The organism is Streptomyces sp. NBC_01176 (assembly GCF_045039825.1).
Lineage (GTDB): Bacteria > Actinomycetota > Actinomycetes > Streptomycetales > Streptomycetaceae > Streptomyces.
The window spans coordinates 8091451-8114664 of sequence record NZ_CP108600.1 but is presented as its reverse complement, the minus strand read 5'-3'; the positions used below and the strand labels follow the sequence as shown (position 1 = coordinate 8114664).

The 23214-nt window shown below is 70.3% G+C and carries 22 protein-coding genes; 10 read left to right on the top strand and 12 right to left on the bottom strand.

Going from position 1 to position 23214, the window contains the following annotated elements:
- Nucleotides 1-21: 21 nt before the first annotated feature.
- The 3 genes from OG199_RS35325 to OG199_RS35315 all read right to left on the bottom strand — a co-directional run bounded on the left by OG199_RS35325 (nt 22) and on the right by OG199_RS35315 (nt 2175).
- Nucleotides 22-147, bottom strand: a complete 126-nt coding sequence (locus OG199_RS35325) for a hypothetical protein (RefSeq protein WP_405832893.1) — start codon at nt 145-147, stop codon at nt 22-24.
- Nucleotides 144-548: an actin-binding ADF family protein gene (locus OG199_RS35320; protein WP_405832892.1), complete on the bottom strand. Its 405-nt coding sequence runs from the start codon at nt 546-548 to the stop codon at nt 144-146. Before OG199_RS35320 ends, OG199_RS35325 begins: the two co-directional genes overlap by 4 nt.
- Nucleotides 549-801: 253 nt before the next feature.
- A complete protein-coding gene (locus OG199_RS35315; RefSeq protein ID WP_405832890.1) occupies nt 802-2175 on the bottom strand; it encodes an FAD-dependent oxidoreductase in 1374 nt (457 codons plus the stop codon).
- 275 nt (nt 2176-2450) lie between these two features.
- Between OG199_RS35315 and OG199_RS35310 the strand changes: the two genes are divergently transcribed.
- On the top strand, nt 2451-2816 hold the full coding sequence (locus OG199_RS35310; RefSeq protein ID WP_405832888.1) for an ArsR/SmtB family transcription factor: 366 nt from the start codon (nt 2451-2453) through the stop codon (nt 2814-2816).
- Between the two features lie 173 nt (nt 2817-2989).
- Here OG199_RS35310 and OG199_RS35305 read toward each other — a convergent pair whose 3' ends face one another.
- The gene (locus OG199_RS35305; protein WP_405832886.1) at nt 2990-3610 is read right to left on the bottom strand and encodes a TetR/AcrR family transcriptional regulator; all 621 of its coding nucleotides are present in this window, start codon (nt 3608-3610) and stop codon (nt 2990-2992) included.
- A 445-nt stretch (nt 3611-4055) separates the two neighbouring features.
- On the opposite strand from OG199_RS35305, the gene OG199_RS35300 reads away from it, so the two are divergent.
- Together OG199_RS35300 and OG199_RS35295 are read left to right on the top strand one after the other, a co-directional pair.
- A complete protein-coding gene (locus OG199_RS35300; RefSeq protein ID WP_401806244.1) occupies nt 4056-4820 on the top strand; it encodes an SDR family NAD(P)-dependent oxidoreductase in 765 nt (254 codons plus the stop codon).
- Between the two features lie 262 nt (nt 4821-5082).
- Complete coding sequence (locus OG199_RS35295; protein WP_356799250.1) at nt 5083-5904, top strand: sugar nucleotide-binding protein; 822 nt, start codon at nt 5083-5085, stop codon at nt 5902-5904.
- A gap of 83 nt (nt 5905-5987) precedes the next feature.
- On the opposite strand, the gene OG199_RS35290 is transcribed toward OG199_RS35295, so the two are convergent.
- From OG199_RS35290 to OG199_RS35280, 3 genes are all read right to left on the bottom strand, one after another.
- On the bottom strand, nt 5988-6221 hold the full coding sequence (locus tag OG199_RS35290; protein ID WP_356799252.1) for a hypothetical protein: 234 nt from the start codon (nt 6219-6221) through the stop codon (nt 5988-5990).
- Nucleotides 6222-6365: 144 nt separating this feature from the next.
- Nucleotides 6366-7319 (bottom strand): PDR/VanB family oxidoreductase, encoded by a 954-nt coding sequence (locus OG199_RS35285; RefSeq protein WP_401806246.1) that lies wholly within the window; start codon nt 7317-7319, stop codon nt 6366-6368.
- On the bottom strand, nt 7316-8557 hold the full coding sequence (locus tag OG199_RS35280) for a Rieske 2Fe-2S domain-containing protein (protein ID WP_405834768.1): 1242 nt from the start codon (nt 8555-8557) through the stop codon (nt 7316-7318). The genes OG199_RS35285 and OG199_RS35280 overlap by 4 nt, the downstream gene beginning before the upstream one ends.
- Nucleotides 8558-8848: 291 nt before the next feature.
- Here OG199_RS35280 and OG199_RS35275 point away from each other — a divergent pair, with 291 nt between their 5' ends.
- A complete protein-coding gene (locus OG199_RS35275) occupies nt 8849-10414 on the top strand; it encodes a carboxylesterase/lipase family protein (protein WP_405832883.1) in 1566 nt (521 codons plus the stop codon).
- Nucleotides 10415-10438: 24 nt separating this feature from the next.
- Here the strand turns inward: OG199_RS35275 and OG199_RS35270 are convergent, their stop codons facing one another.
- From OG199_RS35270 to OG199_RS35255, 4 genes are all read right to left on the bottom strand, one after another.
- A complete protein-coding gene (locus tag OG199_RS35270) occupies nt 10439-11155 on the bottom strand; it encodes an IclR family transcriptional regulator (protein ID WP_405832882.1) in 717 nt (238 codons plus the stop codon).
- A 58-nt stretch (nt 11156-11213) separates the two neighbouring features.
- A complete protein-coding gene (locus tag OG199_RS35265; RefSeq protein ID WP_405832880.1) occupies nt 11214-12107 on the bottom strand; it encodes a sugar phosphate isomerase/epimerase family protein in 894 nt (297 codons plus the stop codon).
- Nucleotides 12108-12265: 158 nt separating this feature from the next.
- A complete protein-coding gene (locus OG199_RS35260) occupies nt 12266-12805 on the bottom strand; it encodes a MarR family winged helix-turn-helix transcriptional regulator (RefSeq protein ID WP_405832879.1) in 540 nt (179 codons plus the stop codon).
- A 320-nt stretch (nt 12806-13125) separates the two neighbouring features.
- Nucleotides 13126-14133, bottom strand: coding sequence for a zinc-binding alcohol dehydrogenase family protein (locus tag OG199_RS35255; RefSeq protein ID WP_405832877.1), 1008 nt, complete (start codon nt 14131-14133; stop codon nt 13126-13128).
- Between the two features lie 420 nt (nt 14134-14553).
- Here OG199_RS35255 and OG199_RS35250 point away from each other — a divergent pair, with 420 nt between their 5' ends.
- The 4 genes from OG199_RS35250 to OG199_RS35235 all read left to right on the top strand — a co-directional run bounded on the left by OG199_RS35250 (nt 14554) and on the right by OG199_RS35235 (nt 19348).
- Nucleotides 14554-15081, top strand: coding sequence for a MarR family winged helix-turn-helix transcriptional regulator (locus OG199_RS35250; RefSeq protein ID WP_405832875.1), 528 nt, complete (start codon nt 14554-14556; stop codon nt 15079-15081).
- A 585-nt stretch (nt 15082-15666) separates the two neighbouring features.
- On the top strand, nt 15667-16092 hold the full coding sequence (locus OG199_RS35245) for a spore-associated protein A (protein WP_405834766.1): 426 nt from the start codon (nt 15667-15669) through the stop codon (nt 16090-16092).
- 297 nt (nt 16093-16389) lie between these two features.
- Nucleotides 16390-17058, top strand: coding sequence for an FMN-binding negative transcriptional regulator (locus tag OG199_RS35240; protein WP_356799272.1), 669 nt, complete (start codon nt 16390-16392; stop codon nt 17056-17058).
- 517 nt (nt 17059-17575) lie between these two features.
- On the top strand, nt 17576-19348 hold the full coding sequence (locus OG199_RS35235; protein WP_405832872.1) for a protein kinase domain-containing protein: 1773 nt from the start codon (nt 17576-17578) through the stop codon (nt 19346-19348).
- Nucleotides 19349-19368: 20 nt separating this feature from the next.
- On the opposite strand, the gene OG199_RS35230 is transcribed toward OG199_RS35235, so the two are convergent.
- Nucleotides 19369-19653 carry a hypothetical protein gene (locus OG199_RS35230; protein ID WP_356799276.1) on the bottom strand — a complete coding sequence of 95 codons (285 nt, stop codon included), beginning with the start codon at nt 19651-19653 and terminating at the stop codon, nt 19369-19371.
- An 800-nt stretch (nt 19654-20453) separates the two neighbouring features.
- Here OG199_RS35230 and OG199_RS35225 point away from each other — a divergent pair.
- Nucleotides 20454-20642 carry a bleomycin resistance protein gene (locus OG199_RS35225; RefSeq protein WP_356799279.1) on the top strand — a complete coding sequence of 63 codons (189 nt, stop codon included), beginning with the start codon at nt 20454-20456 and terminating at the stop codon, nt 20640-20642.
- A gap of 239 nt (nt 20643-20881) precedes the next feature.
- Entirely contained in the window at nt 20882-23191 is a 2310-nt protein-coding gene (locus OG199_RS35220) for a SpoIIE family protein phosphatase (protein WP_405832870.1), read from the top strand.
- The last annotated feature ends 23 nt before the right edge of the window (nt 23192-23214 follow it).

Genomic DNA, 23214 nt, shown 5'->3' with positions numbered 1-23214 from the left:
GGGCAGGGGTGTTGCGGGTGGTCAGGAGTGTGTTGCGCGGCGTCCTCGACGGTCGATGGCGGTGATGCCGATCTCGTCGAGGGCGACGTCGGTCGGCGACAGCGACGAGTTCTCCCGCGCGACGAGGTGGGAGGAGGGGTGCGTCACGAGGCCCGGGATACGAGTGCCCGGTACTCCACGTCGGACAGGTCTGTGGCCGGTACGTGGACCTGGACGCCCTCGAGCAGGTTCCGGAGTGAGCTGTAGCCCGAGGAGTGCGCGGTCTTCTCCTCGGCCGTCGTCCGTGCCGGGCACCAGGAGATCAGCACGGTCTTCTCCTGTCGGGCCCCGTCCGACGATGCGAAGAGCAGATCGTGGACAGCGTAACGGGGCTCGTCCGCCGGGAGTGCCTTCAGCAGTTCGTCGTGGGTCAGGTTCCCCTTGGCGTCGAAGATGACGGTCGTCAGGTCGTCGCTGAGCCGGTAGATAACTGTGTTGATGTCCCGCCTGCCCTTCAACTCCTGGAAGGCGCTGATACAGCTTTCGTCCACTGGGATATGTCCGCTCACGACGAGTCCTTCTGATCATGGGGAGAACCGGCCGAGCGGCTCAACGAACCGGCTCCCCGGGAGGTTCTGGGCCGCTTGCCCTGAGCACCCGTTCTGCCGGATGTGCCAGGGCGCCGAATTCGACCGCACGCGCCGTCGATCCGGCAGCCGTGGTCGGACCGACGGAGCACCGTGCGGACCTCTTCGCTCACCTGCTGACCGCTGTGGACGCCCGATGGAGTAGGGGCTCGGCCAGGGGTACCGGATTACGTGCTCAGCAGCGCTCCCCGGTCGAGGGCTCCTCGGCGGCGGCGGGGTTGCCGACGCCGATCCGTACGAACTGCGGCGCCGGAGCGCAGCAGCCTCCGCCGTCGTTCTGTGCGGCTGCCGGGCCGTCGGGCAGTCCGGCGCCGCCGCACACTCCGGTCTCCGGGAGGGTGAGTTCGACGCGGTCGGCGGATTCGAGGTCGCCGGCGATGGCGGCGGTGACGGAGCGGACCTGCTCGTAGCCGGTCATGGCGAGGAAGGTGGGGGCACGGCCGTAGGACTTCATGCCGACCAGGTAGATGTCCTTTTCGGGGTGGGACAGTTCGCGGTGGCCGTGCGGGGGGACGGTGCCGCAGGAGTGCTGGTTGGGGTCGATGAGCGGGGCCAGTGCGAGGGGTGCCTGGAGACGTTCGTCCAGGCCGAGGCGGATCTCGGTGAGAAAGGTCAGGTCGGGGCGGAGGCCGGTCAGCACGACAACCTCGTCGACCGGGTCGAGACGCCGGCCGTCCTCACCGACCAGGATCAGGCGGCCGTCGGTGTGGCGCTCGATGGCTTCGGTACGGAAGCCGGTGGCCGCATCCGCGTACCCGTTGTCCACGGCGGCCTTCGCGGCGAGCCCCAGGGCGCCGCGGGCGGGGAGTTCGTCGGCTTCGCCTCCGCCGAACGTCGAGCCGCTGATGCCGCGGCGCAGGATCCACACGGCATGCGTACCGGGCTCGTCCTCGGCGAGGGCGGCGAGGGCGGCCAGCACGGTGAAGGCGGAGGCGCCGGAGCCGACGACGGCGGTGCGCCTGCCGGCGTAACGGGCCCGCACGGCCGGGTCCTTGAGGTCGGGCACACGGTGGGTGATGCGGTCGGCTGCCGCCCGTTCCCCGAGCGCGGGCAGGCCGCCGGCTCCGGCCGGGCCGGGTGTGGTCCAGGTGCCGGAGGCGTCGATGACGGCGCGGGCGAGGACGCGCCGCTCCGCGCCGTCGGCGGTGGTGAGGTGCAGGACGAAGGGCTGCTTGTCCCGGTCGGCGTCGACGATGCGGTCGCGTCCGGTGCGCGTGACGCCGGTGACCTTGGCGTCGTAGCGCACGCGGTCGCCCAGGACATCGGCCAGCGGCTGGAGGTAGAGCGCGGCCCAGTCGGCGCCTGAGGGGTAGGTGTCCGGGTCGGGCCTGGTCCAGCCGGTCGGCGCGAGAAGCCTTTCCGCGGCCGGGTCGGTGACCTCGCCCCAGGTGGAGAAGAGCCGGACATGGCCCCACTCGCGTACCGCGGCCGCCGCGGCCGGCCCGGCTTCCAGGACCAGGGGCTCGATGCCGCGCTCGACGAGGTGGGCCGCGGCGGCGAGTCCGGCCGGTCCGGCTCCGATGACAACGACGGGAAGCAGGTCACTCATGGCGGAAGGTCTCCTCGGAAACGGGGTGTTGGCAGGTGGTGCGGATGTCGGCAGGTGGTGCGGGAGCATCGGTCAGCGGGCCTGCCGGTAGGCGTGAGGCTTGCCGGGCCGCTGTCGGACGGTGGTACGCAGGTGCCGTCGCGGACGTGGCCGCGGCCGTCCTGGCGGCAGGTTGCGGGGCACGGCATGCCCGACAGATCTCTCGTTCGACGTATATCGATGACTGTCGATATGCGGAGCTTGCCACTCGTATCGATGAGTGTCAACATAGACACATGTCGAATTCCCAGGTGACGGAGCTCCCGGTGCTGCCGGCCGAGCCGGCCGTCCCGCGCTGCCCGCCGATCACGTCGGCGGAGCTGTCCCAGGCCGACGCGGAGATGATGGCCGCCATGTTCAAGGCGCTCTCGGACCCGGTGCGGCTGCGCCTGTTCTCCAAAGTCGCCTCGCACGAGGGCGGCGAGGCGTGCGTGTGCGACATCCAGGACGTCGGTGTCTCGCAGCCGACCGTCTCCCACCATCTGAAGAAGCTGCGCGAGGCCGGGCTGCTGACCTCGGAGCGGCGCGGCACCTGGGTCTACTACCAGGTCGCTCCGTCCGCGGTGGCGGCCATGTCCGCCCTGCTCGACCTGCGCACCTGACCGCCGCGCCTCGGGGGCGTGCGGCGGCCTGATTCACGCCGACCGGGCAGAGGTTACGGTCCCGCGGACGCGGCACACCACTGCCGCCAGGAAGGTCAACGCCGCGGCGCGGAACGGGATCGGACGCCGCGATCTCAGCGAGACCGGGCAGGGTTGTCGGTGACGCGGTTTCGCTAGCCGTTGCGATCCGTCGCGTCGCCTCGCGAGAGCGGAAGCAGGCCCTGAAGGACGAGGCTGGAGAGCGCGTCGGCCATGCCGTTCCTGTCCTGTTCCGCCATGGGCGATGCGGCGGGGTTCAGCCGGTCGGCGATCGGGTCCTGCGCCAGGGCCAGCGCGGGACCCGTGACGGCGAAGTACCAGATGTGCGTCGGCGCATCTGGAATACGGCCGGCCGCGATGAGGCTGCTGATGGTCGGCTCGATGCTGTCCCAGAACGGCTTGATGAACCGCTGGTGGAGATAGTCCAAGCGGCTCGAGTCGCGAGTTGACTCGTCCGACATCAATCGGTTCATCGCCGACGCCTTGGCGGAAAGCCGGTAGAGCTGAACGATCACGTTTCTCAGACGTTCACCATCGTCACGACCCACCGCCATCCGATGGTCGAGCTCGGACTGGACGTCCAGTAGCGCGAAATCCACCACGGCGCGCCAGAACTTCTCCTTCGAACCGTAGCGATCATTGATGAAGTTGTGGCTGACTTCGAGCCGCCGGGCCAGCTCCCGCATGGTGGTCGCGGCGTATCCCAGTTCGGCGAAGGCATCGAGACCGCGCCGAAGGATCTCGCTCTCCTCCAATTGCACGGGAGCGTACTTCCCACGCGGCGGTGATTCCATTGCCTTTTGCGTTCCGCCGGTCACTCAGGCGTCACCCCGTTCGCCACCAGTAGATCCGATCTTGACCGTTCACGCTCATCGCCGCTGTCGAGGACATCCCCTCGGATCCGACGGGCCGCCGAGCGAGTCGACGGCCGCACCCGCCGTGCGGGAGTCAAGTCTTTCATGCCGATTGCGGGCTCGAACACAGCCGCTTGACGCTTGTCAGGCCGAGACGCATGCTTGACACGTCAAGCATATTCGGTTTCATCAGCCACCGACCCACCGGTCAGGAGTGCTCTACGACTCCCAAGAAAGCCCGCGAAGGAGGTCCGGCCCGGGCAGGGCCAGGCCGCCGGACGGATACCGGCACACGGCTGCTCCGCATAGACCCAAAGCGCACATGGCACGGACCAGGAGAAATTCCATGGGAACTCTGGACGAGAAGGTAGTACTCATCACCGGCACCGGAGGAGGTATGGGTCGCGTCGCGTCACTGATTTTCGCGCGCGAAGGCGCCAAGATCGTCGGGTGTGACATCCAGACCGATGCCAACGAGGAGACGGTCGAACTCGTACGACGCGCGGGCGGTGAGATGACAGGCATCGCGCCGGTGGACCTCACCGACCCGGACCAGGTGCGGCAACTGGCCGAAGAGGCCGTCGGCGCCTACGGCGGGCTCGATGTGGTGTACAACAACGCGGCCATGCAGCGCTTCGGTCCCATGCCGGACTTTTCCATCGAGGACTGGCGGGCGACGGAGGCCGGCGAACTTGACATTCCCTTCTTCGTGTCGAAGTTCACGTGGCGGCATTTGGTCCAGCGCGGTGGCGGCGTCATCATCAACGTCGCGTCGGAGGCCGGCCTGATCGCAGGCTCGACTCCCCCGATGGTCGCGCATACCGCAGCCAACGCAGGTGTCATCGGAATGACGCGACAACTCGCCCTGGAAGGCGCCCCCCACGGAATCCGTGCGGTGGCGATCAGTCCCGGCCCGGTCCTGACCCCGGCCAGCGACCGCGACCTCGGCGACAACCAGGCGGCCCGGGATGCGATCATCAGCAAGACTCTCCTCAAGCGCTTCGCTCAGCCCGAAGAGGTCGTCGAGTTGGCCGCGTTCCTCGCTTCCGATCGGGCGGCATACATCACCGGCGCCAACTACGCGGTCGACGGCGGAGCCAGCGCCTGGTAATGCCACACACGAAGAAGTCACCGGTCGCTGCATGTGGCGCTCACCAGGACGGCGCAACACATCACGCCATGGAACTTGATCGGGGATGCGGAGGGTGGCGAGGAGGGGTGTGAGGCGGTGCCGGAAGAGCTGCGCGATCTCGTTTCCGGCACCGCCGGGACTGCTCATGTGCACAACGGGTTCTGGGAGACCTTTGTGCGACACGTGGCGGTCGGGGACCGGGAATTCGGAGCGGCGCGGGGATCCTCTACCGTCTCGCGTCATGACGGTTCTGATCATCGGCGGTAGCGGGTTCCTGGGCACTGAACTGGTCCGCCAGTCGGCAGCGGCCGGACACGCGACGGCCGCGACCTTCGCGACCAGGCCCGGTAGCACTCGGGAAGTCACCTGGCACGCCCTCGACCTGCGGGACCCCGAGCGCATCGAAGCAGTCGTGACCGCGGTCGGCCCCCGCCTCGTCGTCAACGCGACAAGCGGCGGATCCGACTGGGCGGTTACGGCCGAGGGCCCCGTCCGCCTGGCGATGGCCGCGGCGAAGTACGGCTGCCGCTTGGTCCATGTTTCCAGCGATGCGGTGTTCTCCGGCACTCGCGTCCACTACGACGAATCCTGCCTACCAGACCCCGTCACCCCCTACGGCGCGGCCAAGGCCGCGGCGGAGACAGGGATTCGGTTCGTGCACCCGGATGCCGTTGTCGCCCGCACCTCGCTGATCATCGGCGACCGGCAGTCCGTTCACGTACGCGCGGTGCACGACCTCGCGAGCGGTGCCCGAAGCGGTGTCCTGTTCACCGACGACATCCGGTGTCCCGTCCATGTCGTCGATCTGGCCGCGGCCCTGCTGGAAATCGCGGCCTGCGACGCCGCCGGCGTTCACCATCTGGCAGGAGCCGACGCCGTGAGCCGTCACGAACTCGGAACCCTTGTCGCAAGGCGCGACGGGCTCGACGCCTCCCGGCTGCCCGCAGGCCTACGGGCCACCAGCGCGCTTCCCGGGGCACTCGACGTCCGCCTCGACAGCCGCGCCACCCAGCGCAAGCTGCACACCACGTTGCGCGGCGCCCGCCAGTTCCTCGCACTGTGAGGTCGAGCGCCTCCGCAAAGCCGCACCCCTCCCACAGGGCGGAGGCGCGGCTGGTTCCCGTCGCGGAAGAGCGGCGCCCGCCCTCATGGCCGGAGCAGGAAATGGTCGGCGGTCAGTCGGGGGTCCTCTGTCACCGCCGTGCCCAGCACCAGCAGGGGAACGCCGTCGGACAACTCACGATGCCGCAGGCGCACGAGGCTGTTGTACACGCCGCTGCTGACCCGGAGTTCGCTGGGAAAGAGGCCGACTTCCTCGAGCGCGAGCAGCTTGGCGCTGGCGTGGTCGAGTACCGAGCAGATCCACCCGTCCGTGTTCATCCGGCCTCCTCGGTCGTCGGCGTCGAGTACGCGGATCCTCTCGAGGAGGCCGTGGCCGGTGCCGAACGCGCCGCGTGCCGCCCGGGCTTCCCGTGTGGACGGAGCTGGCCCCATTCTTTGGACCACGCCGTTTCGACGCCGTGGTCAGAGGTCGAGGACAAGACGAGTGCCTTTCGTGCCGGAACAACAGATCATCATGGTGTCTCCGGCGGTCCGTTCCTCCGGTGACAGAACCGTGTCGCGGTGGTCGGGTTCGCCCGAGAGCACGGGGGTGCGGCAGGAGCCGCAGATCCCCTCCATGCAGGAGAAGTCGACGGTGACACCGGCGTCGAGCACCGCGTCGAGTATCGTCTCGCCAGGTCCGATTCCCAGGGCCTTCCCGGATCGCGCGAGTTCGACGGTGAAGCCCCCGTCGACGGCGGGCGGCAGGTCTCCACGGAACCGTTCCAGATGCACGCGTTCCGGACCGATTCCGTGGGTCGCCTCCTCGAAGTCGGCCAGCATCGAAGCCGGTCCGCAGCAGTAGAGGTGGGTTTCGCCGGAGGTGTCGGCCACCAGGGAGGCGATCTTGAGCGCGCGTGGCCCGTCCTCGTCCGTGAAGTACCCCCGCAAGCTGCCCGCCCCCGAGTCGGCGAGAGCGGACAACTCCGTGAGGAACGCGGCCGCGTGGCGTGAACGTGCCGCGTAGTGGACCTCCCAGGACGCCCCGAGCTCCGTGAGCCGGCGTGCCATGCTCAGGAGGGGTGTGATGCCGATACCGCCGGCGATCAGGACGCTGTGCGGGGCGGATTCGGTGAGCCGGAAATCGCCGACCGGTTCGCTGATCGCGAGGCGGGAGCCGGTGTGGACGGACTCGTGGACAGCACGTGACCCTCCTCGGCTCTCCGGGTCCAGTGCCACCGCGATCCGATAGGACGACGGTTCCCGTTCGGGGGCGCCGACCAGTGAGTAGCTGCGCGTCAGTCCAGGGCCCAGCGTCACGTCGATGTGGTCGCCGGCGCCGAACCCCGGCAGTGGGAGGCCGTCGACGGGGCCGAGTTCGAGCAGGCGCACCGATTCGGCCGCCTGGATCGTGTTCCGGACGATGGCCTCGATCATGGATGTGCCTTCTCCGTCATGGCGGTTGCGCCCGCAGGCGAGTTGCCCGGCACCAGGTCCTGCCAGCGGTCGTCCTGGGCGATCACGGTGTCCGGCAGCGACCGTACGTCGGCGAGATCGAGGCCGTGGGCGATCGGAGTCCCGCCCTCCTCGTGGCGGCGGACCGATTCGAGCAGGCGGGCGCGCAGGTGGATCACCGCCCGATCGGCGGCCACCATGTGTTCCCTGCTGCGGTCGAGGATCGGGCCCATGCTCATCGCGAGGACGGCGTCCTCCTGCTCGATGCCGTCGAAACCGGTCCAGTCGGTCTTCATCCGGGATCGGTCCTGCCCGAGCCTGTTCGCCCAGTCGGCGCGGAAGTCGCAGTCCTCGTCGTTCCAGAACGGTTCCTTGAGTCCCATGATGCGGATGATCTCCGCTCGGTCGATGGGCTTCGGGCCGTGCGCGATGATGTACGTGCTGGTGACCGTGTCGCTCTGCGGGACTTCGAACACGAAGAACTGAAAGGCCGGCGCGGGGATGATCCGGGTGACCGGCAGGATCGCCGGGGTGACGCGGATGCTGTGGGTCGGGCCGCCGTCCGCGGCGGGCGGCCCCTGCCTCTTGGCGACGTAGTGAAAACCGAACGCGGTGTCTTCGATGTCCAGCGTGGGTGCGTTGTCCCCGCTGGCCAGGGCGCCCGGGTTGAAGTCCTCGTCCTCGCGAGCGGTGAACTCGTCGTCCATCCATGTCGGGTTGGCCTGGTTGCTGTGCAGGATGCCGACGTGTGAGCTGTCGACCCCACCCTCGAAGAGCTGGAGGTAGTTGACGGGCGTGTTCAGCCGGATCACGGCCCGATGCTCGTGCGGCCCGTCCATGAACGCGAAGTGCGGGAACTCCGGCTGCCGGCCCTTGGGGCCGACGTAGGCCCACACCAGTCCGCCGGCCTCTCGCACCGGAAACGCCGGGGCCTTCATGCGCTCCCGGAAGCGCGCGTTGCAGTGGTTCGGGGTGTCCAGGATCGTGCCGTCCGCACCGAATTTCCAGCCGTGGTAGAGGCAGCGGATACCGCCCTTCTCCACCCTGCCCAGTGCGAGCGACACGCCACGGTGCATGCACAGCTCCTCGAGCACGCCGACCTGGCCGTCCGAGTCGCGGAACACCACGAACGACTCGCCCAGCAGGCTCATTCGCAGAGGATCACCGTCGGCTTCCGGTATCTGGGCGGAGGTACAGATCGGAAGCCAGAACCGGCGCATCATCCGCCCCATCGGCGCCTGTTGCCCCACGCGAGTCAGGATCTCGTTTTCCTCGGTAGTCAGCATGCTCGGGCCCTCTCGTCGTTGATCGTCCCGGCTGTGCCGCGCGCACAGCAGCTACTTCCACAGAAGTAAACTTCCATGGAAGCTACAATTGGCGTCCGGCAGGTGTCAACGGCCGGACCGAGCAGGCCTCGTTTCTCGCCAGGCGGAAACCCTTGCTTGCCGAGCCCGGGGGCGGGGACGTTGACTGACGGGCCAAGCGCCGGAAGACCTGAGGGAGGAGGAACGGTGGCTGGTGAGGACGTCGAGTTCACACTCGCGCACGACGCGCGGCACGACGCGCGGCGCCGACACTCGGTGGTCGCCCCACAGGAATCGATCGGGCTCCTCGTCGATCCGCTCGACCGGTCGGGGCGACACGGCCCGGCCGTCGCGTCGGAGGCGGCGCCCGGCGGCCCTTTCCTTTCCCGGCCCTCAGAGTCGGTCGAGATCGACGTGCGGGCCGGGCGTCTGCGAGGACGTCGCGCAGGAGGCGTCGACGAGTTCCTAGGAGTCCCCTACGCGGCGGCGCCCGTCGGGCCGCGGCGGTTTCGCCCACCGGAGCCTGCCCCCGCCTGGGACGGCGTCCGCGACGCCACCCGGTTCGGTGCGGCTGCCCTGCAACCCGGGAGCGCCCGCGCCCGCGTGCTCCAGGGGGATCCCGGAGTCACCGGAGAGGACTGCCTGAGCCTCAATGTGTGGACGCCGGCGGACGCGCCGGCGGATCTTCCGGTACTGGTCTGGGTGCACGGCGGGGCGTTCACGAACGGAGCGGGTTCCGTGCCCGCGTTGGACGGCCGGTTGCTCGCCGGAGCGGCGTCGGCCGTGGTCGTCACCGTCAACTACCGGTTGGGAGCCCTGGGGTTCGCCTGCCACGACGCGCTGGGCGCCGGCTCGGCCAACCTCGGTCTGCGCGATCTCGTGGCCGCGCTGGAGTGGGTGCACGAGAACGCCGCCGTGTTCGGCGGTGACCCGGGCCGCGTCACGCTGGCCGGTGAATCCGCGGGTTCGATGTGCGTCGCCCTGTTGTCCTTGTCGCCCGAGTACCGGCATCTCTTCGCCCAGGTGGTGCTGCACAGCGGCGTTCCCGCCCTGCAGTCACCGGAGGCTTCGGAGCGAGCGGTCGAGGCGTTGGCGACCCGACTCGGCGTGAGAGTCGCCGATCTGGGATCCGTGTCGGGCGCGCGCATCCTCTCCGCGACCCGGGACATCGCCGCGGATCATCGTTTCTGGCCGACCGCGACCGGGTGGCTGGCAGGTCCGCTCGCCGATCTGCAGTCCGCCGCCCCTGCGCGCCCGACGCTGATCTCGACCACGGCCGACGAAGGAACCTTCTTCTTCATCGACGACGAGTGGCCCGAGGATGTCAGCCGCGACAAGGCGGTCTCCGTGCTCACCGGCATGCTGGGACCGGACGCCGCGCAACGGTACGCGCAGGCGGCCCGGCCCGCGAACCCGCTGAGTACCGCGGCCGCGGCGCTCACCGAGCACCTGTACACCCGGCCGGCCGACCGGTGGGCGGGCCGTGCGGCAGCGGCCGGTTCGACGGTGTTCCGCGCCGAGTACGCGCACCGCAGCCCAGCCTGGGACGGCCGGCTCGGCGCGACGCATACCGTCGACATCCCTTTGCTGTTCGGTACTTTCGCCGCGCCGGAATTCGCCGTGCTCTACGAGCCCGACGCCCAGGCTCCGGAACTGTCGCACACGTTGCAGCGAGCGTGGTCCCGCTTCCTCCACACCGGCTCCCCGGCGACTCCCGCACGCACGTGGCGCCCCTGGCTCCCCGGTGACTCCTACCTGAAGCGGTTCCAGTGAGAAGTGGACGGCCGGGCGTACGTGTCACACCCGTGGCCGCGAGGCCGTCACGGCAGCTGACATGGCGGCGGCGACCGCGCGCAGTGGGGACAGCATCCGCGTGAGGTCCCGACGAGGTGCGGGCGTCAGCACCGTCAGTGCCATGGGCGCGCGGTGCGGCCCGGTACGGACCCCGACCGAAATGGACGCCTGACCGACAGCGGCTTCCTCGTGCGCGGTCGCGTACCCGTCCCGGCGGGCACGTTCGACCTGTGTCGTCAGCAGGTGCGGTGCCACGAGGGTGTGGGGGGTCAGGCGCGGCAGTGGTTCGCTCAGCACGGCACCCAGCCGATCCCGTGCCGTGGTCGCCAGGAGCACCTTTCCCGCGCTCGTGGCCGTCACGGGAAGTTCCTCACCGCGATCGGCGAGGGTGAGGCCGGCGCCGGGCGCGGCAATGGTGTCGAGGCATACCAGGCGCTCGCCGCTGAGCGCGGTCAGGGCCACCGCCGAGCCGGTGCGGCGCGCCAAGGCGTGCAGGTGCACCGCCGTCGTTCCGCGCAGCTCCCGCTCCCAGGGTGCGGCGACGCCGAGGCGCCAGAGGCGCTCCCCCAACTCGTAACGATTGCCTGCGGTGCGGACCAGCACGCCGCAGCGAAGCAGCTCGCTCAGCAAGCGGTGCGCCGTGGAGACCGGGAGACCTGCGCCGCGTGCGATCTCGCTCAACGTCAGGGGGCGCGGGGCCGCCCCGACGGTGTCGAGCAAGCTGAAGATGCGTCGTGGCAGCGAACGTGCGTGCATGTCCCCGGTCACGGTCGTCGCGTCACCGGCCTTCCCGGTTCGCCAGGATCTCTCGCGCCGCCGCATGCGCCAGTTCGAAGGCGTCCTTCCCCTGGCGAAGAAAGTGTTCCGGCGGGACGGCCCAGTAGGAGTCCGGGAGCACCGTGCCGTAGGTTCCGTCGTCGGAGAAGATCTCGAGTTCCCACCATCCGCGGTATCCCGCTTCCATGAGGGTGGCCATGATCTCCGGTGCGACTCCTCGCCCCTTTCCCGGAAGCTCACGGTCGAACGCGCAGCGCTCCGGGTCGCGGATGTCGCACACCTGGACGCTGTTGATCCGGGAGGCGTACCGGCGCAGGTCCTCGTGCAGCCCGGGATCGGACCAGCTGTGGAAGACGCTGAACATGATGCCCACGTTGTCCCGGCCCACGGCGTCGACGACCTCGACCATTTCCGGTAGCGACGGCACCGCCGAGCCCCGCCGCCGAGCCAGCAGTTCCAGTCCTATGCGGACGCCGCTGTTCGCTGCGGCGTCGGCGATGGCGGGCAGGACCTCGAGGACGGCGTCCAGCGGACCCGCCGGTTTGTCGGGGTCTCCGGACGCGCCGGGAGCGATCGTGATCACCGCCGGTTCGAACGCGGCGAGCCGCTCGACGCTCGCGCAGATGAGATCGCGTCGGTCAAGGATGTTCCGGGGTGCTCCGGGAGGGTCGATCTGGGAGGGAAGAATGCAGTTCACGGAGGGCACGCAGAAGGTCGCGGCCAGTCCGGCCTCTCGCATCCGCAGGGCGACCTCCGTGTCCGAGACGCCGGTCAGTTTGCGCTCCCACAGGCCGAGGCCCCGCGTGCCGGTCACGGCAGCGTTCTCAATGTCTTCCCAGACGCTCGAATGCGGCAACGAGGTCGCGTTGACCGCGTAGGGAACGGGGGTTGGCATCAGGGACCTCCTGGGTTCACAGCTGTTCGAGAGTGCTCCCCCTGTTCACCGGCACGACCTGCCCGGTGGCGAAACCGGTACGCGTTGTCGCCCGGCCCCCCGTATCCACGGACCAGCCCCGTTCGCGTCGTAGGGATCCACGCCGGGGCTGACGCCGGTTACGCGCGCTCCGCGGTTTCGGCCGCGTCCATCGTCCGCTGCAAGTGACCGAGCACCTCGATCGCACGGCCCGCCTCGGCGGCGCTCAGGTTCTCCAGGCCGCAAAAGGACGTCGAGATCCGCAGCATCGCGTTCTCCGCGATCGTCCGCCCTGCGGGCTTCAGGCTGATCAGCACCCCGCGCAGGATGTCGGGATCCGATACGCGTTCCACCAGCTCGAGTTCAGCGAGGCGGTCGACCTGTTTGCTGACCGCTCCCGAGGTGATCATCAGTCGCTTGAACAGCGCCGTCGGGCTCATCGCGTAGTCCGGCCCGGACCTGCGAAGCGCCAGCAGTACGCGCAGATCACCCGGCCCGATGCCGCTGCTTCTGGCCACCGCGGTGAAGGCGCGCTCGACCTGCTGAGACAGGCGCAGGATTCCACCGCTCACCAGGAAAGGCGTGAGATCCAGACCGGGCAGTTCCCGCGCCCAGGCATCGGCGATCTCGCTCGGTTCCGCCGCCTCGGCCGGGGAATGCCTGTCCGCCTGCAACGCCACGAGAACCACTCTCCATCGACCGGACTCCGCGAGGTTCGACCTTCCCCGGAAGTAGACTTCCATGGAAGTTAACGTGCGGGGTCTTCGCGTGTCAACCGGGCGCCCGTCCCGGTCGGCCGCCCGCCCCGGCCGGCGCGAACACCACCCCTGGCCGAGCCGGCCACCCCGGGCCGGGCGGCCGGCTCACCCTGGCTGCGGAGCGACCTCGGCGAGAACCAGCCGCCGGGTACGCACAGCACGGAGGAGCGAGGGCCGGCCCGCCCCGCCGGAGCCGGCCGCCACGGAGGAGCCGGCCGCCGCAGAGGAGCCGGCCCGACGGATCAAGGCTTGAGGATGAGCTTGCCCGTGGTCCGGCCGGTCTCCAGAAGACGGTGCGCCTCGGCCGCCTCGGCGAGGGACAGTGACTGAGTGGCCGGCGGGCGCACCTCACCCGAGGCGACCCATCCCACCAGGCGACGCAGCGCCTCGCCCGCCTCCGGCAGCCGGTGCTCGAACCAGACGCCCAGGTTGAAGCCGATCAGGGACTGACTGGGCGCCGGGTCGTACAACAGCGGAGTCAGTGCGGCCGGGTCCAGCCCCTCGACGGTTCCCCCGACCGAGCCGAGGACGACCAGACGTCCGAACGGGGCCAGGGCGCGCAGCGTCTGGGCCAGGCGGGCCGGGCCCGACATCTCCAGCGCGCCGTCCACCCCGACACCGCCCGTCAGTTCCCGCACCTCTTCCGGCCAGTCGTCCCGGGTGTAGTCGAGGGCGTGGTCGGCCCCGAGGTCGAGTGCGATCCGACGCTTGGCCTGGGTACTGGCGCCCGCGATGACCGTGTCGGCACCCAGGAGCTTCGCGATCTGCACGGCGTACTGGCCGACACCCCCCGCCGCGGCGGGGATGAACACGCTCTGCCCTTTTCGAAGCCCGATGAGTTCGGTGAGGACGACGGTCGCCGCCAGTCCCGAGACGACGATGCCGGCCGCGGCGTCGGAGTCGAGCCCTTCAGGGATCGGGATCACACTGGGGGCGTAGGCCAGCGCCAGCTCCGCGTATCCGCCGGAGCCGTCGGCACCGACGCTGCCGAACACCTTGGTACCGACCGCCGGGCCGTCCACGCCGGGCCCGAGGGCGACGACGGTGCCCGCCACCTCGGCACCCGGCACGAAGGGCGACGGGGTGGCCACCGGGTAGACGTCACCGCGGCGGCGCATGACGTCGGAGAAATTGACCGCGGCGGACTCCACACGGATCAGCACCTGGCCGGGTCCCGGCTGCGGGTCAGGGAGCTCCACCAGCCGCAGCACCTCGGGGCCGCCCTGTTCGGTCATCTGGATCGCCTTCATCGCCGTACCTCACGTCAGTCTCGGATGATCTTGAACGGGACAGGATCGCGCGACCGTGGTCACGCCGACTCGATCTGGACGGCGACGGCGGCCGGCAGAGCGATGACTTCACTTCGCGTCCCTCCCACCGCACGGGTCGACATCAGGCCGAGTCATTAACTGTTCGAGACAGCATAATGTTCGCCGTCATGGATCTATTCCGGAGACCTGGAAGGAAGTGCAGGAAATCTACGACGGATCCGCGGACATCGAGCCCTCGGAGGTAACTATGTGTCCCGGACAGTAGATGACTGGACACGAGGCCGCAGGTCAGGACACGGCTTCTCTCGGCACCTGCGACAGAACGTGGATGTGGACGCCGCGGGGCGCTGCCGTCGACCGTCGCGGACGGTCCGAAGCCGCGTCACAGTAGGATGATCCATGACTTCACGACGGCCCGGACGGGAAGGCGTCCCCTCCGCCACCGCTGCCGGCAGCGGCCCCATCAGCAACGCTCTGATCCGGGTGACACGGCTGCACGTCATGCGGGCAAGGCAGTTGTTCCGGGCCGTCGGACTGCACCCCGGCCACGAACTGCTGCTGATGCACCTGTGGGATTCGGGACCCCAGCGGCAGGCGGACCTCGCCGTGGTCTTCGACACGGACTCGGCCGCCATGACCCGCACCGTGCAACGCCTCGAGCGCGCCGGATTCGTCCGCCGCCGGCCCGACCCGGACGACGGGCGGGCCACACTGGTGGAGACCACCGCTGCCGGCAATGGGCTGCGACGCTCGGTGGAACGGTTGTGGGCGCAACTGGAGTCGATCACGACCGCCGGGATGACGCCCGCGCGGCAGGAGACTCTGCTGCGAGGACTCGAAGAGCTCGAGCACAACCTGGTCGCCGGTCACGGCTCCCCCGAGCACGAGCCCGTCCGTTCCCAGGACGATGGCGCGGGTGTCGACTGACCATCACAGCACCGCGCGGCACCTGAGCCCGCTCACCACTGCGCAGGACGCGCGGAAGCCGCAGCAGCCGCCGGCGTCCGGCCACGGTCGGGAGGACGTCGTCGGGGCCGACTCCGACCACGCCCGTGAGAGAGGGCCCTGGTCGGACTCCCCCTAGGCAACGTTCGTCCTAGGCAACGTTCGTCAAGGCACCGGCCGCGGGCGGGCGTCACCCGCTTCGACGGGGATCATCCGGTCCGCGCCGCACCGGAGAAGAACCGACGGCTGCGGAGCCCAGGCCGTCGCGCCGACTGCCGGGGAGCATCGTTCGACGCGGGCGGTACGTGCCGTGAAGCGGGCGGTACGTGCCGTGCGGCGAGGGGGCCGACTGCCGCGCAGGCGCCGACGCAAGGCCCACCGCGCGGAGTTCACCGAACTGGTGCCAGTCCATGACGTGTGGCACGGAGTCGTTGCCGTGACGGCCACAACGGCTGGGGTCGTCGGCTGGTCGTACTCGGCGTACGGAAAAGCATCGAGAGCGCGGTGCGAACCGGGCCGCCGATGCCCACTTGGCGAATGACACGAACGGGGAACGAAATGGCACGGATGATGCGTGTGGTGCAGGGTGCGGCAGCGGCGGCCGTGAGCGTCGTCGCCCTCACGGCTCTGGCACCGGCGGCGTCGGCAGCACCCGCCACTGCGACCGCGACCGCCGCCTACAACGGGGCCTGCGGCACCGGCTACAAGACCGTCAACTCCACGCCGGTCGGCGACATCGGCACGGCCTACCTCACCTACAACTCCGCCACCGGCAAGAACTGCGCGGTCGCCGTCCGGAACGTCGCGGGTGACCCGGTCCCCATGGACCTCTTCATCCGGCGCAGCGGCGGCGAGATCTACGACGACCAGGACGGCGGCGCCTTCCGCTCCTACGTCGGCCCGGTCTACGTCGACGCCGCCGGGTCCTGCGTGGACTGGTGGGGAGCGATGGACGGGGCGCACTTCGGAAAGTACGGCACCAACTGCGGCTAGAGCCGCCGCCGCACCCACCCGTCCCGATCCCGCCGCGGACGCGCGCGCCGTCCGCGTCCGCGGCGGGACCCGTCCGGCGGACCAGTCGGCGGCACGCCCGTCCCCGGCCCCGGCGCTCGCCGTCAGCGACCGCCTTCCGGCAGGCGGCCCTGCCCCCACCTGCGTCCCTTTCGCGAGAGGCGACCCTTTGCTACGTTTACGCTAATTCAATTGACATATTGCACTAGTGCAATTATGGCGCATTATCGACCCCCAGAGACAGGACGGCCCGCCCGCCCCGTCCACGAAAGGCTGACCGTGTACGTTCCGCGACATTTCGCCCCCACCGATGAGGACGTCCGGCAGTTGCTGCACCACCACGGCGCCGCCGACCTGATCACTGTGACCGAGGACGGCCTCCAGGCCACCCTGCTGCCCTTCGTCTACGACCCCGAGGCCGGCGCGCACGGCTCCCTGATCGGGCACATGGCCCGCAACAACGAACAGTGGAAGCTGCCCCCGACCGGCCGGGCCATGGTCATCGTGCGCGGTCCCGACGCCTACGTCACACCCACCTGGTATCCGTCCAAGGCCGAGCACCACCGCCAGGTTCCGACCTGGAACTACATCACCGCGCACGTCCACGGGGACCTCGTCGTCCACGACGACCCCGCGTGGGTCGAGGACCAGGTACGCCGGCTGACCGACAAACACGAGGCCGCCGCCGTCACCCCGTGGTCCGTCGACGACGCTCCGGCCCCCTACATCCAGGGCCAACTGCGGGCGATCGTCGGCGTCGAACTCTCCATCACCCGTGTCGAAGCCAAGTTCAAACTCAGCCAGAACCGCTCCCAGACCGACATCAGCGGTGTCGTCCAGGGGCTCCGGACCCGCGGCCAGGGCCTGGACGACGCCGTTGCCGATGCCGTCCAGGCCCACCGTCCCGGCCGTCCGGGCGACGTCGGCGAGGCCCCCGTACAGCCGTGACGTCCCGTCCCCCGCGGGCCCGCGGCCGTCTCCGGTGGGCCCGGTCCCGGTCGACCGCGGGCCGGGAACACGGGAACGGCGCCGTGCTGCGGCAGGGCGCACCCGGACCGCGCGGACCCACAGGTCCCGTGTTCCGCGTGCCGTCGGGTGCCACCGGCGCCGTCTCCTGATCGACGGCCGTGGCCTCCGTCGCGTCCTTTCCCCCCGGGGTCCGGGTCCCGTCCGCGCTGCCCGTCTCGTTCCATCCGGTAACTGCCTTGCCGCAAAAGCGAGTTGGGGACCATTGCCGCGTCCCGGCACCTTTGGTGAAGGGCTGACCGCAGAGCCGGGGCGGCACCACCGCGTCGGGTGAGGCGCGGGTGTCGGCTCCCTCTACTATGTCGGTGTCCGGTCCAGACGTGGAGTCGACGGACTGGTACTCGCACCCACCCCACTGGGCAACGGAGTTGGAGCCCGGCCGAGCCGACCTCACGGCGGATCCGGTGATCGTGGGTCCCACTTCAGGAGGACAGGTCCCGTGCATTCGCTCGATGGCTCCGATCCGTCACACATAGGTCGCTACCGGCTGGTCGGCAGACTCGGTGAGGGCGGCATGGGGAGGGTGTATCTCGCACGTTCGCCGGGCGGCCGTCCGGTCGCCGTCAAGGTGATCAACGACCACCTCCGACACGACGAACACGCCCTCAGCCGGTTTCGGCGCGAGGTGGAGACCCTGGGCACGGTCCGCAGCGCGTACACGGCGTCACTCATCGACGCGGAGCTGGACACACCTCCGTACTGGCTGGCCACCGAGTACGTGCCAGGGCCCACGCTCCACGCCGCGGTCATGACCCATGGACCGCTCCCCGCCGACCTGGCCCGGATCATGCTGGCCGCCCTGGCCGAGGGGCTGGACGCCATCCACGTCCGCGGCGTGTGGCATCGGGACCTCAAGCCGCACAACGTCATCCTCTCCGCCACCGGCCCTCAGCTGATCGACTTCGGCATCGCCCGGAACAGCGGTCCGTCCGACCTGACCCAGGTCGGCAGCGCGATGGGCAGTCCCGGGTACATCGCACCCGAGACGATCACGGGCAGCGAGACCGGTCCGGGAGCGGACGTGTTCGCCCTGGGCGCCACTCTGGCGTTCGCCGTCACCGGCCGACCGCCCTACGGGGACGGGTCGTTCGCAGCGGTGTCCTACCGTTCGGTGCACGGGGAGATCGACCTGCGGGGCGTGGAGTCCGGCGTCGCCCAGCTCATCTCGGCCTGCGTGCACAGTGATCCGGCCCAGCGCCCCGGCCTGCAGCGGATCGTGGAGCTCTGCCAGGCCGAGACCGATCTGGTCCAGCATCCCGCCTACCAGCTGGCACTCGCCGTGGGCCCCGCGACGGACCGGGAACGTGCGGCGACCGTCACCGGCCGGGGAAGCGGCATGGGAAGCGGCATGGGAGGCGGCATGGGAGGCGGTATGTCAGCCGACCTCTTGGGCGCGACGGCGCCGCTCTCCCCACCGACCACGGCCCCTGCGGTCGGCACCCGCGAAGCCGACGCGGCCACCCTCCTCGCGCCGGAATCGGGCCCCGGCCCAGTCGCGCGCCCGCGTGCGGCGGACACACATGACGCCTACCCGGGCAGCACCCACCCGGGAACCGGGCCGACTCCGCGGTCGGCCGGCGAAGGGCGCCGAAACGGCCGGTCCAAAGGGGCGGCCGCCATAGGCGCGGGTGCGCTGGTCGCTGTCGCCGCCTCCGCACTGCTCCTGTTCCACTCCTTCGACGACAAGGGCTCCGGGCCCACGCGTGCCGCGCCGTCCGCCAGTGCCGACCGTGCCGCCGACCGGTCGGCCGAGCCCTCCGAGGCCGGGGCGAAGGCGTCTCCCGCAGCCGCGGGCGCGGGCGCAACCGCCGGCTCGGACGCGGGCACAGGCACAGGTACAGGCACAGGCGACGACGGTTCCGCGGAGGGGGGCAACCCGCCCGATGCCCTGGTGCTGAAGCCTCCCTTCACGTTCGAGGTCGGGAAGCTCGTGCGGACCGTGCGCTCGAAACTGATCATGCAGACGGACGGCAACCTGGTGCTCTACGACGAGTCCGGAAAGGCACGTTGGGCGAGCCGGACCCAGGGCCCGGGCAACACGGCCGTGTTCCAGCAGGACGGCAACCTGGTGGTCTACAGCGCCCAGGCCAAGCCGTTGTGGGCCAGCAACTCCCAAGGCGCCAACGGTGCGACGCTCAAGGTGCTGGAGGACGGGAACATGGTCATCGCGATCGACGACCGGATCGCCTGGCAGACCGGCACCGCCCACTGAGGTGCTGTGCGGCTACGCGGTCAGAGCGTGTCGATCCGCCAGGCGATCATGCCTGTCGAGCCCGGTTTTCCCCGGACATCGAGACGGAGCGAGCCTCGGGCCGTGAACCGCTCGAAGACCACGGAACCGTCGCAGCGGACCGGCTTCTTCGAACCCGCGCCGGCCGGGGTGAACTCGATCTCGGCGTCCCCCTTCCCCGCGCACACCACGGTCAACTCGTAGGCGGCGCCCTCCGCCACATCGGGACGGGTGTGCACTCCGTCGGACACCCGCTCCGTCCCGGACTCGACCATCGGGGCGTCCACCGTCGCGACCGCGTCGAGTGCGGCCCGGACCTGGGCCGTGCGCCTCTTCTCGGCCTGTGCGTCAGCACTCCGGTGAGCGGCAGGTGCCGAGGCCCCGCGCTCAGGTGCGGAATCGTGATCCGGTGCGCAGCCCGTGAGGCAGAGGGCCGTCACCAACAGGGCACAGCCGGGGAACCATCGGGGCCGGCGCCTCATGGGGAGGCCTCCGAGCACGTCCACTTCCACCCGGTCTCCCTGGTGGAAGGCGTCGCCCCATCGCCGTCGACCGAGGTCATGCCGATGCCCACAGTCGTTCCCCCTTGTCATGAGCGCCTGGCCCGGTGGGTCCGGCCCCGCGATCACCCTTCGGGACCCTACGAGCTCGTCATGCGTGCCTCAAGCGAAAGATCCCGTTTCTGAGCGTTACTTGAGCAACGCGAACGGTAGCCGCACGCGCGCGGTCGAGGCCGCGGCCGGAGTTCGTGACGGCGCCGCACGGGGCGCGGGCGCGGCGTCTTCGGTGACGGTGGGACTCGCCTCGCCGGACCTTGTCCAGTAAGCGACAATTGTCACGTTGGTCGGTCCGTCCGACGTCGGCCGTGCCCCGCGTCCACCGAGGTCCGGGGCGCCGACGTGAGTGCGTGGTGCACGACGCTCGTGTCCGGCGCCCCGGAACGGGTGGTCGGCCAGATCCGGAACGTCGCGTATACGCCACATACGCGTCGTTCAGCGACCCGGACGGCATGAGGTGGCTGTCGCAGGAGGCCCAGGTACGCCTTCCCGGACGGTGACGGGATCCCGTACGACGGAGGAGGTTCGTCATGGACGTCACCGCGTTGGCAGCACTCCTCCAGGAGACGGCGGAGCACCACGGCTTCTACGAGGCGACCGCCCCGGAGCACGACTGGTGGGACTGGTACGCCGCGTACCTGACCGCCCGTGAGCACGGCCGGGCTCCCGACGAGGCGGCGTCCGACGCCGCGCTCCACATGGACGCGCTGCGGCGGTAGACCGGCCATGACGCGGCAGTTCCTCCTTCTCGCCCCGACCGGGACGGTGTTCCCCGGCCGAAGGCACGGTGCCGCTTTTCCGGCGCGCTGTTCCCTCCTGGCCTCCGGCCCCGGTCCCGGCCGCCTTCCCGATGCGGCTCGCCGCCGCCGGCTTCGCCGATCCGGACGCCCAAGTCACCGGTGGCAGACGCCCGTTCGTCCGAACGGGCGGGAACCGATGGAGACGGAGGTGCTGTCGAATGTCCAGCGGTGACGTGCTCGTGCTCATCGACGAGGAGGGCCGGATCGTCGAGTGGCGACGCCAGGCCGAGCAGCTGTTCGGGTGGTCCGCCGAGGAGGCCGTCGGCCAGGCGGTGACCGCGCTCGTGCGCGAGGCCACCGCCGAAGGGGGAGGGCGGCGGGAGGGGTTCGCGGCCGGCGCCCCGGTCCTGGTCAAGCCGGTACTGCGGGGCGCTTCCGTGATGTGGCAGGTCCTCGCGGCGCAGGACGGGGTGTCGGGGCAGGACGTGACGATCCTGGAGGCCATGTTCGCCCATTCCCCGGCGCGACTGCACGTCCTCGACCATCAGCTGCGGGTGGCCCGCGTGCCCGGCGCCACCCAGGGTCTGCCCGGAACGCCGGAGGAGGACCTGGCCGGCCAGCATTTCGCCCGTGCCTACGGCCTCGAGGACCCCGAGAAAGAGGCCGCGGTGGCGCAGCAGGTCCTGGACGGGGGCGAGCCGGTGGTCAGCCGGCTCGTACGCGCCGTCGTCGACGCGCCGGGCGGGCTCGGACGACGTATCTACTCCGTCTCCTACGTCCGTCTGGAGAGCTCCCACGGCGATGTGCTCGGACTGGTGGCATCCGCGCTCGACGTCACCGAGCGGGAGAACGCGCATCACCGCCTGGCCCTGCTGGAGTCGGTGCGCACCCATGTGGGTCAGGGGCTGAACGTGGGCGCCGTGTGCGAGGAGCTGGTGGAGGCGGTCGTGCCCCGGTTCGCGGGCATCACCGTGGTCGACGTGATCGAGGACGTCGTCCACGGAGAGGAGCCCCCGCAGGTGCCCGTCGGCGAGGACGTCGTCCTGCGCCGAGCCGCCTTCCGCGGGCCGGTCTCGGCCTACCCGGTCGGAGACGTGCGTCCCCTGCCGAGAGACACCCCGTTCTCGCACGTGCTGTCCGACCTTCGGCCGCGCCTCGTCTCCCTTGGCAAGGACGCCGTCTGGCTCGCCGCCGACCCGGCCCGTGCCGACGCCATCGAGCGATCCGGCGCCCACTCCCTGATCGTGGCCCCGCTGGCGTTGCACGGCCAGGCTCTGGGCCTGGTCAGCTTCTACCGCCACCGGCAGGAGGACCCCTTCACGGAGGAGGACCTCGCGGTGGCCTCCTCCGTGTGCGCGCACGCCGCGCTCTGCGTCGAGACCGCCCGTCGGTACATGCGTGAGTGGATCATCGCCGCCACGGTCCAGCGCCGGCTCCTCCCCCAGCATTCGGGCACACCGAACACCCTGGAGATCTCCCGGTTGTTCCTTCCCGACCCGGACGGCGGCGGGGCCTGGTCCGACACGATCGCGCTGCCCGGCGCACGGACCGCGCTGATCGTCGGTGACGTGGCGAAGCAGGGCATCGGTGCGGCCGTCACGGTGGGAATCCTGCGCACGGCCGTCCACACCCTCGCCGCCCTGGACCTGGAGCCCGACGAGCTGCTGGCTCGGCTGAGCGACACCGCGGGCCGTCTCGCCAGGGCCTGCGCCACGCTGCCGCCCGGGGATCCCCTGTGCCGCGAGTCGCTCACCGCCGGCTGCGCCGTCGCGATCTACGACCCGGTCGAGCTCACCTGCACCCTCGCCCGCGCCGGCCTCCCGCGGCCCGTCGCCGTCCTCCCCGACGGCACCTCCACGGAACTGCCCGTCCCGGCGGGCCCCCTCCTCGCCGAAATGAGCAGCGCCCCCTTCCCCGCGACCACCGTCGACCTCCCCGAGGGCAGCACTCTGGCGATGGCCACGGCCACGGCCGGGGTGAGGGTCCTGGCGCCCTCCGGTCCACTGCGCCCACTGCTCGACTCCGCCGGTGAAAGGCCGCTGCGGGAACTCTGCGGTGACCTCACGGACGCACTCGTGGACGACCGGCCCTCCGGCGACACACTGATACTGCTCGCTCGTACGCATGCGCTGCCCGCGGACCGGGTACTGACGGTCCCCCTGCCGGCCGACGCCGAGGCCGCGCCCATCGCCCGTCGAGCGGCGCGCCGCCAGTTGGAGGTCTGGGCGACGGACGAGGAGACGGCCTTCACCACCGAACTCATCGTCAGCGAGCTGGTCGGCAACGCGATCCGTCACGGTGCCCCGCCCCTGCGCCTACGGCTGATCCTCGACCGGATGCTGACCTGCGAGGTCAGCGACGGCGCAACCAGCGCCCCGCACGTCAAACACGCCCGCGCGGTCGACGAGTCGGGCCGTGGGCTGTTCATCGTCGCCAGCCTCGCCGAGCAGTGGGGCGCCCGGCACCACAAGCACGGCAAGACCGTCTGGGCGGAGCTGCCCCTGCAGGACCCGGGGTCCCCCGGATGACCCGGATCGCCCGGACCACGTCG